Here is a 16,772-nt window from a genome sequence, read left to right as displayed (position 1 = left end):
ATCTAGACATATACCAATGCATATTTTTTTCCAGGAAGTGAGCGCACAAATCCGCGAAATTCCAGATTGAGCAGGAGGGAAGCCAGTTTTCCCATCTGTATTTGGCTTTTCCAGCTTAACTCATCAATATGTATGGTTTCCGATTGGCGTAGCAACGCTAACACCTGGCTTTCTTCTTCTGTAATATCGATAGGAAGGGAAATGGAGGGTTGTTTTAATTCTCTTTTTGTGTTGCCTGCATTAATCGTTTGATCCCAATTAAGAGCCTCAATAATATCCTTCGGGCTAGTGTAGATCTGTGCTTTGTTTTCCCGAATCAGTTTATTACATCCCGCTGAAAAAGTCTGGTTTAACTGACCAGGAACAGCAAACACGTCTCGATGGTAATTGTTGGCGTATTCGGCCGTGATGAGTGCACCGCCTTTAGCTGCTGCTTCAACAACCACGATTACATCGCTCAATCCGGCAATGATTCGATTTCGGGCCGGGAATAGATGCGCATCAGGTTTGGTGCCTGGTATACTTTCGGTCAACAAACCACCGCTCATCAGCATCTCCTGAGCGGTTTTCTGATGAACATTGGGATAGATTATGTCTAAGCCACTGGCCATGACCCCAATCGTTGGTAATCCACAGGTTAAACTGGCTCGATGGGCGGCAATATCAATACCATATGCCAGCCCACTAATAACGCTGACATTCAGTGGGACCAACGCTTCAATAATTTCACTGGTAACTCGCCGACCATAATTGGTCGCCTGTCGGGTACCAACTATACCAATTGTCCGGGGAGTTGTTAAATCGCCCAAGCCTTGAAAATAAAGCAGGGCAGGAGCATCATAAAGAGTCTTCAGTCGATTTGGGTAGCCTTTATCAGTATAAAAAAGGGCTTGAGCATTCACCTGTTCTAGCCCTTTTATGACTTTTTCAGCCTCAGAAAGTACACTGGCTTTTAGAATAGACCGGGCAGTTACTTCACCTATGCCAGGAATTTTAAGCAGTCGTGCCAATGGTGATCGAAATACTTCAGGAGCTGAACCGCAATAACTAATTAGCTGACGGACCAGAATACTGCCTACACCTGGAACAAGTGTAAGGGCTATTTGATGATGCGTATCGGTGGACACAAAAAGCAAGCGAAAATTTGTAAACGAGTTGATCGATTTTGTTGATCTCGCAAGCTTACAGATTTCTTCGCTGAAAAACCAATTGAAGTATACTTATTTGTGTTTTTTATAGAAATAATGGTGCTTCCAAGAATTACAAATTCTGCCTTTTCAACTCACTAACCGCATAATTGGCGGCTCGTGCGGTGAGCGCCATAAAGGTTAGTGATGGATTCTGACAGGCTACGGATGCAAACGAAGCGCCGTCAGTAACAAAAACGTTTTTAGCTGCCCAGAGTTGATTGTTCGCATTAAGCATCGACGTTTTAGTATCGCGGCCCATCCGAACACCGCCCGTTTCATGCACAGCCAGGCCGGGTGTCGAGTGATTATTGTAGGTGCTGATGTTTTTCAGTCCGGCGGCTTCCAGCATTTCGGCGGCATCGTTCATCATATCCTTATGCATCAAATGCTCGTTTTCGCGGAATTTTACATCAAAGATCAAAGTCGGTAATCCCCACTTATCGAGACGTTCCCGGTTGAGGGTAACTCGGTTATCTTCATAAGGCAAACATTCTGCAAAACCCATAATACCCATATTCCAGGGGCCGGGTTGACTGGCTTTTTCCTTCAAATCGGCCCCGAAGCCAGCTTCGGCAATCAGCCGTTGCCAGCCCGACCGCGATGCGCCCCCCTGATACCCAAAACCTCGAAGATACTCCCGCTTGTCGTTGCCGATATTTCGATACCGGGGAATGTAGATTCCGTTGGCTCGGCGACCGTAATAATAGGTATCGTCAAAACCCATTCCATCAGCCTGTGCGTTGGCACCCGCCTGAAAATGGTGATCCATGATGTATTTGCCCAATGTGCCGCTATCATTGCCAAATCCATTCGGAAAGCGGTTCGAGACCGAATTCATCAGAATGAAATTCGTAGCCATCGCTGAGGCATTCAGGAAGATAATTCGGGCGAAATACTCGACGGACTGATGTGTGTTCGCGTCGATGACCCGTACGCCGGTTGCGCGGCCAGTTTTTCCATCATATAATACTTCCGATACGATACTATCCGTCCGGACTGTGAGCCGATTGGTTTGTCGGGCGGCTGGCAACGTAGCTGATAACGTACTGAAATAACCACCGTACGGGCAACCTTGTACGCATTTGTTTCGGTACTGGCATGGAGCTCTACCCACAGAAGTGTGTACTGGATTGGCTCTCGATAGATTAGCGGTTCGGCCAATTGTAAGTACGCGATTCATCTTGGTTTTCAGGCGATCGCGGACGTGTTGCTCTACGCAATTCAAATCCATTGGCGGAAGAAATTCCCCATCAGGTAATTGTGCCAAGCCTTCTTTTTGACCTGAAATACCAGCAAACCTCTCAACGTAACTATACCAGGGTGCTAGATCCTTGTACCGTATTGGCCAATCTGTTCCGAAACCATCGCGGGCATTTGCTTCAAAATCCAGATCACTGAATCGATAACTCTGCCGACCCCAGGTAATCGATTTACCACCCAGATTATTAGGGCGAAACCAGGTAAACGGGTGGATTTCTTTATAAGGCGCATTCCGATCATCGAAGACAAAATCGCCGTATTGTTCGTTATACGGGCGAACGCGAAAATCAGGTTGTTCTTTTTCTGTCGGCAGAACGCTGCGCCCTCGATGAGCAAATTCCCAGGGAGCTTTCTGAGCGGTAGTATAGCCAGTAACGTGCTCAAGGTTGCGGCCCCTTTCGAGCATAAGAACCCGTAAGCCTTTCTGAGTGAGTTCTTTAGCGGCCCAGCCGCCACTAACGCCCGAACCCACTACAATGGCATCGAACGTGTTGTTGAGTTGTGCTTTAAGATTAAGATTCATATAGGTTCAGGAAGCGCTTGCTGGTGCAGCTAAAGCATGTCTTTTCGGAAACGTTTTGCGTTCTAAAGAGACCTTGCCGTACGAATTTACCTACTACTCTTCCAAATAAACAGTTAAATCAACCTCCCGTGTCGGTGTCCTCACAGACACCCTTACGAATGGTGAATATTGCTGTCTCACAGATGCCTATGTCCACACAGGCATGGGAATCAGTTCAGAAGAAAAAATGGAGATTACACCCTTAACTTTTGTAGAGAAGACGCATTACTCCGCTTCAGCGTCATTGTCATCATCCAGCCCATCCCGTATCTTTTCGAGAAACGATTTGAGTTTCTTCAATTTAGCAATGTAGCGGGCATTTTCCTGCTGCCGTCGTTCGCGTTCTTTGAGGAATTCGCGGGCACCCGGAAGGGTATATTTCTGGTTATTGATCAAATCCAGAATTTCGGCCAGATGATCGATGTCGGCCTGTGTGTAAACTCGGTCGCCGGAACGGTTCTTTTTGGGTTGAAGGGTCGGGAATTCTTTCTCGTAGTAGCGAAGTTTGGACGCATTAATGCCGAATTTCTCCGCAACCTCCTTAATACCATAATACATTTTCCCGAAACCTTCCATTTTACAAACTTGCTGACGTTCCGTTAAACCTGCAAGTTTTGACGTAATTTTGCAAAATTAGTCCGGAGTTGGTAGGTAATAGTCGCTATAAAAAGCGAATTGTTCTCTATCGACTGACCGCTCCGGCGGACCGGCGTAACGGCGGTCCGTGACTATTGACTAACGACTGAAAAAAATGACTTCTTCCGAAATTCGCCGGCATTTTCTCGACTTTTTCCGCTCTAAAGGCCACCTGATTGTTCCTTCGGCTCCACTCGTTGCCAAAAACGATCCGACGCTGATGTTCAACAATTCGGGTATGGCGCAGTTTAAAGACTTTTTTCTGGGAAACGGTACCCCTCCAGCCAAACGGGTAGCCGATACGCAGAAATGCCTACGGGTATCCGGTAAACACAACGACCTTGAGGATGTAGGTTTTGATACGTACCACCACACTATGTTCGAGATGCTCGGCAACTGGTCGTTTGGCGATTATTTCAAGAAAGAAGCCTTACACTGGTCGTGGGAGTTGCTGACGGAGGTTTATAAACTGCCCAAAGACCGGATTTATGTGTCGGTATTTAAGGGCGATGAAAAAGACAACGTACCGTTCGATCAGGAGTCGTGGGATATCTGGAAAGATATAATTGGCGATGAATCGCGAATTATTCTCGGCAATAAAAAAGACAATTTCTGGGAAATGGGGGAAACTGGCCCGTGTGGTCCCTGTTCCGAAATCCATATCGATCTCCGGTTACCGGAAGAGGTTGCCAAAAAATCGGGTAAAGAACTCGTAAATGCCGACCATCCGCAGGTTGTCGAAATCTGGAACAATGTATTCATGCAGTTCAACCGTAAAGCCGATGGTTCGCTGGAAGAACTGCCCGCCCGTCACGTCGATACGGGCATGGGTTTCGAGCGGTTGTGCATGGCGATCCAGGGAAAACAGTCGAACTACGACACCGACGTTTTTTCGGGAACAATTCACGTAATCGAAGAACTTTCCGGCAGAAAATACACTGGCAGCATGGAGAAAACGGACGTAGCGATGCGCGTTATTGCCGACCATATCCGGGCTGTATCGTTCGCTATTGCCGATGGCTTGGTGCCGAGTAATGCCAAAGCAGGTTACGTAATCCGCCGAATTTTGCGCCGGGCTATTCGTTACGGTTATTCGTATCTCAATCTGACCGAGCCGTTTATGACCAAACTCGTGCCTACACTGGCGATGCAGTTTGCCGATGTATTTCCCGAGCTGAACGCCCAACGCGATTTTGTGGCTACCGTAATTCGGGAGGAAGAAATCGCTTTCCTGCGGACGCTAGGTACGGGATTAGGTCGCCTGGATCAGATTATTGGTCAGCTAACAACGGAAGGCAAAAAGGAAATTCCGGGCGAAACCGTTTTCGAACTTAACGATACATTCGGTTTTCCAGCTGATTTAACGGCGCTTATCGCTCGTGAGAAAGGATTAAGTATTGACCAGACAGGTTTCGAGAAAGCCCTGGCCGAACAAAAAGCGCGTTCACGAAAAGACGCTCAATCATCGGCTGGCGATTGGATTGAATTGGGTGAACTCGATGGAAAAGTTGAATTTGTTGGCTATGATCAACCTGAAGCGTATGCGCAGGTAGTGAAGTATCGCAAAATTCAGAACAAACAGGGAACTCAGGTGCAGGTTGTGCTCGACAAAACCCCGTTCTACGCTGAATCAGGTGGTCAGATTGGTGATACGGGCGTTCTTGAATTATTCAATGGCTCCGACCAGATCGGTACATTGACGGTATTGGATACGAAGAAAGAAAATGATCTGAGTATTCATATTGTTCAAGACGTAACGGGCATTGATGATTTATTGACACAGGCCGATAAGGTTTACGCTGTCATTAATACGTCTCGTCGTGGTCTGATTGCCAGCAATCACTCCGCTACGCACTTATTGCACTCCGCTTTGCGTGAGGTTCTGGGAAATCACGTTGCCCAGAAAGGTTCGTACGTTGGTCCTGACGCGTTACGATTCGACTTCTCGCACTTTAGCAAAGTAACGGATGAGCAACTGGCTGAAGTCGAGCGAATTGTGAACGAGAAAATTCGCGAAGATATCAAACTGGATGAGAAGCGGAACGTACCTATTGAGGAAGCGAAAGCGTTAGGGGCAACGGCTTTATTCGGAGAAAAATACGGCGATTTTGTTCGTGTCATCACCTTCGATCCCAACTATTCGGTTGAACTTTGCGGAGGAACGCACGTACCTGCTACGGGTCATATCGGTCTGTTCAAATTCACCGGCGAAGGTTCAGTTTCGACGGGTGTTCGTCGGATTGAAGCCAAAACTTCAGCCGGTGCTGAAGCGCTGGTGAACGAACAAATGGCCGTTGTTACTGAATTGAAAGAACTGCTAAAAGCACCGAAAGATCTCGTAAAAGCCGTACAAACGTTGTTAGACGAACGGAGCGCGTTGCAGAAACAGGTCGACGCGTTGCAGAATGAGAAAGTTCAGCAATTGAAGAATCAACTGCTGGATAAAGTTGAAATCGTTAATGGGCACTCGCGCTTGGTTGAGAAAGTAGATGTACCGTCTGCCGATGCGCTCAAACAACTAGCCTACGACCTGAAAGCCAAAGTTGATAATCTCGCCGTTGTGCTGGGGGCCGACATTAACGGTAAACCACAACTGGCTGTTATGCTGCCTGATTCGCTAATTCAGGGTAAAAATCTGAACGCTGGTCAGGTAGTGAAGGAACTCGCCAAAAATATCAAAGGCGGTGGGGGCGGGCAACCCTTCTTCGCAACGGCTGGGGGTTCCGATTCATCAGGGCTGGATGCCGCACTGGCACAAGGAAGGGAATTGCTGGGGTAAGTAAAATAGATTGAATTATATTGCGGTGTGCCCCCTTCAGGGGTCAACTATTTATAGCAAAAAACTATCAATAAATAGTTGACCCCTGAAGGGGGCACACATAGATCGGCTAGCCTGATCTATGTGACTATTTAAAAAGAAAATCTATCGTCATGAATTCCATTCGATATTGGTTCTTTATGGCATTTAGCACGATTGCCCTCGTGTCATCCTGTTCAGATAGCTATCGGGAAATAAGCCAGAAACGGTTTCTGCAGATGGTAAGGGCTAAAGAAGTAGAACGGATTACGATTGTCAACGACCAGCTTGTCGAAGTAAGATTAACCACTGAGGCCTTAGCAGGTAAAAAATATAAAAATACGTTCAGAAAGCGAAGACAAGGTGATAAAGAGAAGCCACATTTCCAGCTAATTATTCTTTCAGAAAAAGCCTTTCGGGATTCGCTGACAGTTTTAAAAGCTCCATTTCCTATCACGATACAGAAACGAGGTTTATTCGGCTCAAATTCCTGACCTGTTCGGCGATTGGAAATTAGGTAAATCGTATACAGGCGTAGCCGTAAATCATTCCTCATGCGAAACGTTCTTCTGTCTATTATGCTGCTGATTGCGGGTTCTGACTTTTCTCATGCCCAAAAACAAACCGTGGATGTGCTGATCAAATCGGGCAATCTAATTGATGTACATTCGGGTAAAGTGCTGACAAAGAAGATTGTTGCTACACGCGGAAAGACGATTGTCGGTGTATTTGACGAAGCACAGGAGAAGAACTTTCAGGCTAAAACCATCGTCGATGCAAAAGGGAAATACATTATTCCGGGTCTCTGGGATATGCACGTTCATTTCGGTGGTGGCGATACATTGATTGAGGAAAACAAAAACCTTTTTCCACTGTATATCGCTCATGGAATAACGGCCATTCGGGATGCGGCTGCAGATTTGAGTCCATCTGTTCTGAACTGGCGTGATCAAATTGCAAAAGGCGAATTGTCAGGTCCAACGCTGTTTACATCGGGGCCAAAACTGGAAGGCTACAAATCAACCTGGATCGGTGATATTGAAGTCAGTACGAATGCCGAAGTCGACAAAATGCTTGATTCGCTCCAAGGCTTGAAAGTCGATTTTGTGAAAATTACAGACAATGCCATTAAGCCGGATATTTATCTCTACATTCTGCAGGAAGCGAAAAAACGAGGAATGAAAACCTCTGGACACGTACCGTTTGCGCTTACGATGGATGAAGTTTCGTCGGCTGGTTTGGGCTCCGTTGAACACATGAGCTATGTGCTGAAAGCCGGTTCAACGCGGGATAAAGAAGTGGCTGACAAAGTACGGACGGGCCAATTAACTACCCGAGTAGCTTCGCCCATGATTGCCCAGAGTTTTGATGAAGCAACAGCCCTGGCTGTGTATCGGCGGATGGCTAAAAACGGAACGTTTGTGGTCCCCACGTTAACGATTAGTCGCACGATTGCCTTTCTGGATCAGGATAACCACCAGAAAGATAGTTATTTGGATTACATCGGTCAGGGGTTGAAAAATACGTATGCCTGGCGGGTAAAACGGGTTGCTAAAGACAGTCCCGAAGCGATTGCAGAACGGCATGCCCTGTATGAAAAAACAAGTGCTGTTCTTCCGCTTTTGCATAAATCAGGTGTCACGATTATGGCCGGAACGGACGCTGGTTTTCTTAACTCTTATGTGTATCCAGGTCTGGGTTTGCATAATGAACTTGAGTTGTTCGTAAAAGCTGGTTTAACTCCGTTGCAGGCACTGCAATCGGCCATTATTCCTGGCCCTATATTCCTGAAAAAGACCGATTTATACGGTGATATTACTGCCGGTAAGAGCGCTGATATCGTCTTGCTGAATAAAAATCCGCTGAAAAGTATTGACGCAACGCAGGCCATTCATATGGTTATTCTGCGGGGAACGGTCTATGATCGGAAAGCGTTGGATGCCCTACTGGCCGATGCGAAAAAGAAGGCCAGTCATCCATGAATAGTGAATTTGTCCAACCCATTGGCGTCTTCGATTCAGGCTACGGTGGCCTGACCATTCTGCGCGAAATTGTCAATAAACTTCCCCAGTACGATTATATGTATTTGGGCGATAATGCCCGTACGCCTTACGGTACACGCTCCTTTGAAACGGTTTATCATTATACGCTTGAATGCGTACAGCACCTGTTCGACCGAGGGTGTCGACTGGTGCTATTAGCCTGTAACACAGCTTCGGCCAAAGCGTTGCGGAATATTCAGCAGCTTGATTTACCTAAACTAGCGCCAGATCGTCGTGTGTTGGGCGTGATTCGACCAACTGCAGAAGTCATCGGTGATTATTCCAAAACCCGCCAGGTGGGTATTCTAGCGACAAAAGGGACCGTTACGTCAGAGTCGTACCTGATCGAGACTGGTAAATTTTTCCCCGATATACAAGTTTATCAGGAAGCTTGCCCGATGTGGGTACCCCTAGTCGAAAATGGCGAGTATGACCAGCTGGGAGCCGATTATTTTGTGAAGCAGCACATTAATCGGCTGATGGCGCAATCAACTGACATTGATACCATATTACTGGCCTGTACGCACTACCCGTTATTACTGGACAAAATCAGGCAAGCTGCACCAGAAAATACAACTATTTTAAGTCAGGGCCGTATCGTTGCCGACAGTTTAGTGGACTATCTGTTACGTCACCCGGAAATTGAAGTACAGTGTAGCAAGCAGGGCCAGCGTACGTTTCTTACAACGGATTCGACTGAAATTTTCGATCAGCAAGCTTCCGTTTTTTACGGCGAATTCGTTCAATCTCAGCAACTTTTGTTGTAATAAAATTTAAAATTCGCATTTAGTTTTTGTTCTTCTGACCGCAGGGAAGAATCTCAACGTCCCTCATTAGGACAGTTTGAGATTCTTCCCTGCGGTCAGAAGAACAAAACATATCACGTTTTAACCAATAAGGTTTTATACACTAAAACACGATCCGGTAGCTCAGAACGGGAATCAGACCACTAGCGTAACTTGTTTTGATTGTATTGCTGGTCGGATCAAAATAACGACCGTAAACATTCTGTCGATTGATTGCATTTTGCATATCGAGTGAGAGGGTGCGGGTAGAATGGGGGCGATTCTTCTTCCAGCTCAGTCGAATGTCGGGGCGAAAATAAGCGGGCATTCGTTCTGTAAAAGCCTGATTGTCTACGTAAACAGCTTCGCTTAATCGTTTTGATTCTGCCAGATCAATAGGCGTATCGAGATAACCTCCGTAGTAGCTTACTTTCAGATTCAAGCCGAAAACGTGCGAACCCGATACCCATTCTTTTCCGACCAGTAAACTTTCTGCAAACCGACCGTTCCAGCGCGTACTTCGCCAGATCCCGTCCGCCCCCTGATACTCCGAATTGTAAAGTGAGGAAGAGAGCAGAAAGTACAAACTATTGCCAGATGCCTGTTTCAACAGAAACTGTTCCAGCGTCACCTCCAGCCCGTAATTTCTGCCGTGACCCGCATTCGTCAAAAGTTGATCCGTGGATCCATCAAATTGATTGATGATCGCAAATGAGTTCGACTGACTGGCACTAACCGGAATGTTAAACAGCTGTTGATAATACGTTTCAACTTTCAGTCGAAGTGGCGAATCACTATCACGGTTAGTTAGCCGACGATCATAGGAAAGTACATAATGATGCGATCGGGTAAAACCCAGATTTCGGTTGGAAATGGTTGAAGGCGTACTGGTTTGATCGACAGGTTGGACAAAGTAGATAGCTGGGTTTTGCAACTGACTATGTAAACCATACCCAAAACTGACCGACTGGTCAGGTGAAAAAGCCCAGCGAACCGAACCGCGTGGTTCCACTGCCGATGTGCCATTTAGAGCAAGGCCCAGATAATGCATTCCAGCAGTAATGGTCAGTTGTTCGGATGGTCGATAATTCCATTGTCCAAACGCCTGGAGTGTGCTTGTCTGATCACTCACATGAACACGCGTCAGTAATTCTCGCTGTTCCGGTTCCCAGGATCGTTGAGAAAGATTATACAGTACTTGTGTGCCAATAAGACCAGCACGAACTGTATGCTTGGCGTTAATTTTGTACGTTAGCGTAGACGATAAAATTCGTTTCTGGATCGTGTACCCTTCATCATTTCGATCTGAGGCTGAATAATTTGTGGCGGGATCAACTAGTGCATTTTGATAGCGATTTTCGTAGCCAGAAACTAATAAAACGCTTTTGAGTAGAGCTTTACGACCCATGGGTAGCGTATGCGTAAGACCCGCGGCACCCGTGTTCGCCCGGAAATCTTCCTTATATCGATCATAATCAGTGGTCCATTTAGACGAATCGGCCGGAGGAGTAACTTGGCTACTACTCAGGCCGCCAAAACCAAACAGTGAAAATGTGCCAAACTTGCGGGTCGGTAAATACACATTGAACGACAAATCCTGAAACACGCGATCGCCGGAACCAATATTGACACCTAATTTTGAGAGTAAGCCTAGCGTAGAATAGCGGTAATTGACTAAAAATGAACCTGCATATCCGTTGGCAATTGGCCCTTCGGCGGCTACATCAAGGCCCAGTACACCCGCCTGGACAGTATACTCGCGTTTGAGGTTGTTACCTTTTCGCAGTCGCAAATCGAATACGCCCGACAAGGCATTGCCGTATTCAGCCGGAAAAGCCCCGGTCAGAAAATCGGAATTAGCCAGCAGTTGTGCGCTCAGAATCGAAATGCCTCCGCCAGCTGTACCCAAACTGGAGAAATGGTTGGGATTGGGAATTTCGACCCCTTCCATGCGCCAGAGTAGTCCGTTGGGGGCATTGCCGCGAATAACAATATTATTCCCACCATCGTCAGCGCCCACGACACCTGCATAGGCGGTAGCCATACGAGCCGGATCATTGACTGCCGCAGCAAATTTCTGCGTTTCTTCAACGGAAAACGTCCGGGCCGATACCATCGTCATTTCATTGATTGGTTTATCTTTTTCCGTCGTTGGCTTTACCGATATGGCGGATAGCTGATTGACCGATTCTTCCAGTGAAATCGTCAGTACCAGTTCTTTACCCGCATCAACGACATTTTGTATCGTTGCCTGTTTATAGCCTACTACGCTAATTGTCAATGTTTGTCGCCCAACGGGAACTTGTTGAAGTTGAAACTGGCCATTTGCGTCGGTGCTGGTTCCCTTGATGGGCGATGTATTGAGCAAGACCACTGAAGCCCCTGGCAACGGCGTTTGCAAACGTTGATCGATTACGATGCCCCGAATCGTTTGGGTAAAAGGCTGGGCATGAAGCGAACTGGAGAATAAAAGAAGCCCCAAATAAATGGCCCGTTGAAAGAGTAGCATGGTTAAATGGATTGTCTTGATGTATGCTCCTGACAATCCATTTGTGATCTACCCCTACAGCATCAACTTATTTTTTAGCCTGATAAACAGCGCATAAAATTTATTTTATGAAGGCGTAGGGGTAACCGAAAACTAAACTGTCTTAGGGTTGGATCAACCGGATGTTCGGCGAAAATGGTAGCTTTGCAATCTCCCATCATCTATCAATATAACTCAGTGCCTCCAACCGAGCAGAATGTAATTGCTGCCATCCGGGCAGGTAGCGAACACGACTTCGAGACGGTGTTTCGACAGTATTACGCTTCATTGTGTCGGTATGCCCGTCAGCTACTGCCTGATCCTGATGACGCCGAAGAGGAAGTACAGGCGATGTTTCTGGCACTCTGGGAAAAACGGTCGGGTTTGCTGATTACGGTTTCGCTGAAATCCTACCTTTATCGGGCAGTGCATAATCGGTGTCTGAACCGGATTAAACATAGCTCCATCCGTAACGAACATCAGGAGTATGCGCGTTATGTGGGTGAGGAGGCCGTTGAATCGCCCGCTCAGACAGTGATTGGGGATGAATTGGCGACGCAGGTACAACAGGCAATTCAGAAACTTCCCGAACAATGCCGGTTGGTATTTACGTTAAGCCGGTTTGAGGAGTTACGGTACGGAGAAATTGCCGAGCGATTAGGGATTTCGATAAAAACCGTTGAAAATCAGATTGGTAAAGCCTTGCGTATTTTGCGTACTGAACTGAGCGAGTATTTGCCTATGCTATTCGTAACTGTAAAGGCAGCAAAATGGGTATTGGATGACGCTTTGGGATGGCTGACCTTACTGACTATTGCTGCGTTTTTTCTGTTTATAGGGTATCCGTCACTTAACCTCGTTCATTCATAAGCCATGGCCGACCAACAACCCATAGATGATGCCCTGCTGGGTAAATTTCTGGCGGGCGAAACCAGCCCGGCCGAGTCGGCGCGGGTACGGCAATGGCTCATTAGTCGTAATGCGGGTTTGCAGGAACCTACGCACGATGATTTTACCAAATTCGAACGCATCTGGAATGCTGCTCAAACAGGAAAGTCCGCAAGCAATCGAATCGATGCCAACAATGATGAGGATGATCCATATTCAGTCGATACAGATGCTGCCTGGCGAACGGTTCAGCAGAAAATGCGCAGTAATGATAACCACTCAACGGCAGAGTCGATTACCAAACCAATTTCTGTACGACGGACGGAATGGGACTCTGGTTGGCGGCAAATTACGTACCGGGTAGCGGCAATGCTGGCACTGGTGATGAGTCTGGGGTGGATATTCTATCAGTTTCGGTACATGAGTCATGATAATCCGGCCATTCACACTGTAACGCTTGTAACCGGCGACCAGAAACTTCGTAAAACCCTACCCGATGGAACGATAATTTTACTTAATCGTCATTCAACATTAACCTACCCAACTGCGTTTGCCGATGATCGACGCGATGTTACTCTAAACGGTGAAGCTTTTTTTGACGTAACTCCCGATGCTTCCCGACCCTTTCGGATTGACGCCCGTAAAACGACTGTGCAAGTAGTAGGAACATCCTTTAGCGTTCGCGCCTACGATGCCAATGTTAGCGTGGCTGTACAGACAGGAAAAGTGAAGTTTTCTCGTGGAAAAAAGATGGTCTTGCTCGTAAAAAATCAACAGGCCATCCTAGAAACCAATGCGGATACAATTCGTAGACTGGCAGCACCATCGGCCAATACATTTGCCTATAAAACGGGACTGCTAGTATTCAATAATGAGCCGTTGCGCGATGTTATTCAGACTATTAATCAGGTTTATAATTCGGATGTGCGACTCGCCAACGTGCAGGTTGGAAATTGTCGTCTGAATACGCGATTCGACAAAATGCAGCTGGATGATGTGCTGGCCGTTACAGCCGAAACACTGGGTCTTCAGATTCGGCACGAAGGGAAACAGGTAATTTTAGACGGGACTGGATGCCGATGAATAGGGGTAAGCGACGAGTTAACTGTCTTGTCGTAAAACCATCTGTTAGTAAAGTCAATGCGCTATTTCATTTTTCTGGCTTGTTTTTTCGTCAGCTCCCGACTCGCTGCTCAATCCGTACCACCGCTTGATCGGGTAATTTCGGTCGATATTCGTGGTGCTTCCTTAGAGAATGCTCTTCGTCAGATCAGCCGCGCCGGACGTTTTGAATTTTCCTATAATCCAACGCGGATCGATGGAAATGCTTCAGTTACAGTTCGTCTGGTGAATACGCCCGTTCGGGAAGTACTTAACCGTGTGTTTCAGAGCCGGATAAATTATAAAGCAAGAGGCAATCACATTATTTTGCTCCGCGCCGATCCACCCGAATCGACGCCGAAAAACTTCCTGCTGGATGGCTATATTCTGGATGAACAAACCGGTGAACGCATAGCCCGGGCCAGTATTTTCGAAAAAACAACCCTGGCCTCAACCGTCAGTAATCCCTTCGGTTATTATCGATTGCAACTTCCGACCAATTTGCCAGGGGTTCGGCTGGATGTTCGGAAACAGGCGTACGTAGGAGAAACGGTGCTGATTCGTTCCAGAGCCTCGCATACAATCAATATCCGGCTAACTCCCCAACCTACCACTTCCTTAGTGCAGCCTTTACCGATTCGTGTAACCGAGGATACGCTCAGGCCAACTGATAATACATTTGCTTCTGTGACAGTTGAATCACCCGCACCAATGATCGATTCGACCGCTCGCCAGTCAGAATCGGTAGTCGATCGTGGATGGGCAGGGATTAGTAAATTGTTTGTTTCTGCACAACAGGCCATCCACGACATTAACTTAAGTCGGGATACGCTCTACCGCGACTGGCAGGTGTCCTTTGTGCCGTTTTTGGGAACAAATGGTCGTTTGAGCGGACGAATTAGTAATCGTTTTTCGGTCAACGCGCTAATGGGCTATTCCTTTGGCGTGCGAGCGTTTGAAGTGGGTGGCCTGATGAACCTGGTTCGAACTGATGTAAACGGTTTTCAGGCGGCTGGTCTGGCAAATGTACTTGGCGGTAAAGTCGATGGTTTTCAGGCTGCTGGCTTGATCAATTACGTGAATCAATCGGTAAATGGCGTACAGGCTGGTGGTTTAGTGAATGTGTCAGGTCGATCTGTAAAGGGGGCTCAATTAGCTGGGTTAGTTAATTTTTCGAATCAGGAAGTAAACGGCGCACAGATTGGTGGACTCGTCAATGTGGCTGGTCGCTCCGTCGAGGGTATTCAGATAGGTGGTTTAATGAACTATGCCCAGGGCGATGTGCGTGGCTGGCAAATCAGTGGTATTCTGAATCGAGCCCGACGAGTTACCAAAGGGCTTCAGATCGGCCTTTTCAACATAGCCGATACCGTTGGCAGCGTACCGATTGGGCTACTTAGTTTTGTTCGAAAAGGCGGGTATAATCGTATTGAAGTGGCTGCCAACGAATTCAATCTGCTCAATGTAACTTTTCGGACGGGTGTCCCTCGGTTGTATAATATCCTGACCGCTGGCCATAGTTTCGACCAGATAGGTAGCCCCCGGCTAAGTGCAGGTTATGGGCTAGGAACATCTTTCCGGCTCTCGAATGCAACTTCGTTCAGTCTGGAAGCCATTGATTATCATCTGTTTTATTTCGATAGGACCTATCCTGATGGCTGGAATAACTTAATACGGTTGAACACACTAATTGAAACCAAATTGAGTAATCACCTGGCACTCGCGTTTGGCCCATCAGCAAACTGGTATTTCAGCACAGACGGACGGCCCGCTCCCTTGCTTCAACCCAACATTTCCCTCTTTTCTGATCGCACGGACACCTATAGCGACGCCCGGCATTGGGGCTGGATTGGCTTTCAAATTGGCCTGCGGTATTTGTAGTATGGGTAGAGCACGCGGGGCATGAGGTATTTGATTTCTGTCCGAATTATCTTTTTGAAAAAATCTTTTAATTTTTTCTCCTTGCCCGTAGGGGTAAAGTTAGTGTTGGCTGTCATGTTGGAGAAAGGCGCGGAAATGAATGATTCATTCGCGTTAGTAACTACCAAACAACAAGTGTAACGATGACACGCACACAATTTTTAAGCATCAGTTTAACCGTATTAACGCTTTCATTATCAGGCTGCTCCCTGCATCGGGAAGATGTAGGACCCTATCAGGCTGATCAACAAACCTACGCGCTCGCGAATTTCGACCGGCTCGATATGGGCAGCGCTTTTGAGATTACGGTGGTGCAGGGAGCGACCTTCAGCATTACCGCTGAAGGCGATCGCCGGAATTTGGATGATTTACAGGTATACACGCGAAACGGTACACTGAACGCACAGTATCGGGTAGCCCGTAACCGTCAGTATACTACCTCCTTTCGAATCACGATGCCCACCTTGCGCGGGGTTGAATTTTCGGGAGCCAGCAAATCGACGGTCGTTGGCTTTACCAACCTGGATAATCTGGATATCAATCTGTCGGGTGCATCCGAAGGGCAATTTAGTGTACAAGCCGAACGACCAACTATTGAATTGTCAGGTGCTTCGTCGCTCAATTTAACTGGAGAGGGAACCTATATGACGGCCAATTTATCGGGGGCGTCAAAACTGCAAGGGTTCAGCTATCCGGTTGACAAAGCAACACTGGATGCATCAGGGGCAAGTAAAGCAAACATCAATGTACTTTCTTCTTTGGTTGTTGAGGCCAGCGGTGCCAGTTCTGTGCGTTATCGAGGAGCTCCTACAGTAGATAAGCGCGTAAGTGGTGCAAGCACGGTGCAGAGAGATTAAGCAGCCTTTATTAATTTTTTGTCATGCTGACGCAGGAAGCATCTTAGAATTCCCTTGTATCTAGTAGAGGGAGCTTAAGATGCTTCCTGCGCTAGCATGACAAAATTTGTATGTAGATGATTAGCAATGAGACGTTTTATAGCATCTTCTTCTCTGTCATCCGGGAGAGATTAAAATAACCATACATCGTGCAAAGCAGGGAATCGA

Annotated in this window: 12 protein-coding genes; 8 read left to right on the top strand and 4 right to left on the bottom strand. The window is 47.0% G+C overall.

The window, feature by feature from the left end; genetic code table 11:
* Positions 1-2 precede the first annotated feature (2 nt).
* The 3 genes from dprA to ACYVE4_RS10360 all read right to left on the bottom strand — a co-directional run bounded on the left by dprA (position 3) and on the right by ACYVE4_RS10360 (position 3,588).
* Entirely contained in the window at positions 3-1,127 is a 1,125-nt protein-coding gene (gene dprA, locus ACYVE4_RS10370; protein WP_461039629.1) for a DNA-processing protein DprA, read from the bottom strand.
* A 133-nt stretch (positions 1,128-1,260) separates the two neighbouring features.
* Entirely contained in the window at positions 1,261-2,973 is a 1,713-nt protein-coding gene (locus tag ACYVE4_RS10365; RefSeq protein WP_461039627.1) for a GMC oxidoreductase, read from the bottom strand.
* Between the two features lie 264 nt (positions 2,974-3,237).
* Complete coding sequence (locus ACYVE4_RS10360; RefSeq protein ID WP_461039625.1) at positions 3,238-3,588, bottom strand: MerR family transcriptional regulator; 351 nt, start codon at positions 3,586-3,588, stop codon at positions 3,238-3,240.
* Positions 3,589-3,763: 175 nt separating this feature from the next.
* On the opposite strand from ACYVE4_RS10360, the gene alaS reads away from it, so the two are divergent.
* The 4 genes from alaS to murI all read left to right on the top strand — a co-directional run bounded on the left by alaS (position 3,764) and on the right by murI (position 9,254).
* Positions 3,764-6,427: an alanine--tRNA ligase gene (gene alaS, locus ACYVE4_RS10355; protein WP_461039623.1), complete on the top strand. Its 2,664-nt coding sequence runs from the start codon at positions 3,764-3,766 to the stop codon at positions 6,425-6,427.
* Positions 6,428-6,579: 152 nt separating this feature from the next.
* Complete coding sequence (locus ACYVE4_RS10350) at positions 6,580-6,939, top strand: ATP-dependent metallopeptidase FtsH/Yme1/Tma family protein (protein ID WP_461039621.1); 360 nt, start codon at positions 6,580-6,582, stop codon at positions 6,937-6,939.
* A gap of 60 nt (positions 6,940-6,999) precedes the next feature.
* Positions 7,000-8,427, top strand: coding sequence for an amidohydrolase family protein (locus ACYVE4_RS10345; RefSeq protein WP_461039619.1), 1,428 nt, complete (start codon positions 7,000-7,002; stop codon positions 8,425-8,427).
* Positions 8,424-9,254, top strand: coding sequence for a glutamate racemase (gene murI / locus ACYVE4_RS10340; RefSeq protein ID WP_461039617.1), 831 nt, complete (start codon positions 8,424-8,426; stop codon positions 9,252-9,254). The genes ACYVE4_RS10345 and murI overlap by 4 nt, the downstream gene beginning before the upstream one ends.
* Before the next feature lie 142 nt (positions 9,255-9,396).
* Here the strand turns inward: murI and ACYVE4_RS10335 are convergent, their stop codons facing one another.
* Positions 9,397-11,781, bottom strand: a complete 2,385-nt coding sequence (locus tag ACYVE4_RS10335; protein WP_461039616.1) for a TonB-dependent receptor — start codon at positions 11,779-11,781, stop codon at positions 9,397-9,399.
* Between the two features lie 174 nt (positions 11,782-11,955).
* On the opposite strand from ACYVE4_RS10335, the gene ACYVE4_RS10330 reads away from it, so the two are divergent.
* From ACYVE4_RS10330 to ACYVE4_RS10315, 4 genes are all read left to right on the top strand, one after another.
* Positions 11,956-12,669, top strand: a complete 714-nt coding sequence (locus ACYVE4_RS10330) for an RNA polymerase sigma-70 factor (RefSeq protein ID WP_461039615.1) — start codon at positions 11,956-11,958, stop codon at positions 12,667-12,669.
* 3 nt (positions 12,670-12,672) lie between these two features.
* Positions 12,673-13,770, top strand: coding sequence for a FecR family protein (locus ACYVE4_RS10325; RefSeq protein ID WP_461039614.1), 1,098 nt, complete (start codon positions 12,673-12,675; stop codon positions 13,768-13,770).
* 57 nt (positions 13,771-13,827) lie between these two features.
* Positions 13,828-15,669 (top strand): STN and carboxypeptidase regulatory-like domain-containing protein, encoded by a 1,842-nt coding sequence (locus ACYVE4_RS10320; RefSeq protein WP_461039613.1) that lies wholly within the window; start codon positions 13,828-13,830, stop codon positions 15,667-15,669.
* 182 nt (positions 15,670-15,851) lie between these two features.
* Positions 15,852-16,565, top strand: coding sequence for a head GIN domain-containing protein (locus tag ACYVE4_RS10315; protein WP_461039612.1), 714 nt, complete (start codon positions 15,852-15,854; stop codon positions 16,563-16,565).
* Positions 16,566-16,772: the final 207 nt, after the last annotated feature.

This window comes from Spirosoma harenae, from assembly GCF_054776975.1.
Note: the sequence above shows the minus strand (reverse complement) of the source record. Positions and strands in the feature narration are given on the sequence as shown.

What these genes read in the sequence shown, in the direction of transcription:
- ACYVE4_RS10315 (WP_461039612.1), top strand. Translation starts at nt 15,852, where the DNA reads ATGACACGCACACAATTTTTAAGCATCAGTTTAACCGTATTAACGCTT.
- ACYVE4_RS10335 (WP_461039616.1), bottom strand. Translation starts at nt 11,781, where the DNA reads ATGCTACTCTTTCAACGGGCCATTTATTTGGGGCTTCTTTTATTCTCC.
- ACYVE4_RS10330 (WP_461039615.1), top strand. Translation starts at nt 11,956, where the DNA reads ATGGTAGCTTTGCAATCTCCCATCATCTATCAATATAACTCAGTGCCT.
- alaS (WP_461039623.1), top strand. Translation starts at nt 3,764, where the DNA reads ATGACTTCTTCCGAAATTCGCCGGCATTTTCTCGACTTTTTCCGCTCT.
- ACYVE4_RS10345 (WP_461039619.1), top strand. Translation starts at nt 7,000, where the DNA reads ATGCGAAACGTTCTTCTGTCTATTATGCTGCTGATTGCGGGTTCTGAC.
- ACYVE4_RS10365 (WP_461039627.1), bottom strand. Translation starts at nt 2,973, where the DNA reads ATGAATCTTAATCTTAAAGCACAACTCAACAACACGTTCGATGCCATT.
- ACYVE4_RS10325 (WP_461039614.1), top strand. Translation starts at nt 12,673, where the DNA reads ATGGCCGACCAACAACCCATAGATGATGCCCTGCTGGGTAAATTTCTG.
- ACYVE4_RS10360 (WP_461039625.1), bottom strand. Translation starts at nt 3,588, where the DNA reads ATGGAAGGTTTCGGGAAAATGTATTATGGTATTAAGGAGGTTGCGGAG.
- murI (WP_461039617.1), top strand. Translation starts at nt 8,424, where the DNA reads ATGAATAGTGAATTTGTCCAACCCATTGGCGTCTTCGATTCAGGCTAC.
- ACYVE4_RS10350 (WP_461039621.1), top strand. Translation starts at nt 6,580, where the DNA reads ATGAATTCCATTCGATATTGGTTCTTTATGGCATTTAGCACGATTGCC.
- ACYVE4_RS10320 (WP_461039613.1), top strand. Translation starts at nt 13,828, where the DNA reads ATGCGCTATTTCATTTTTCTGGCTTGTTTTTTCGTCAGCTCCCGACTC.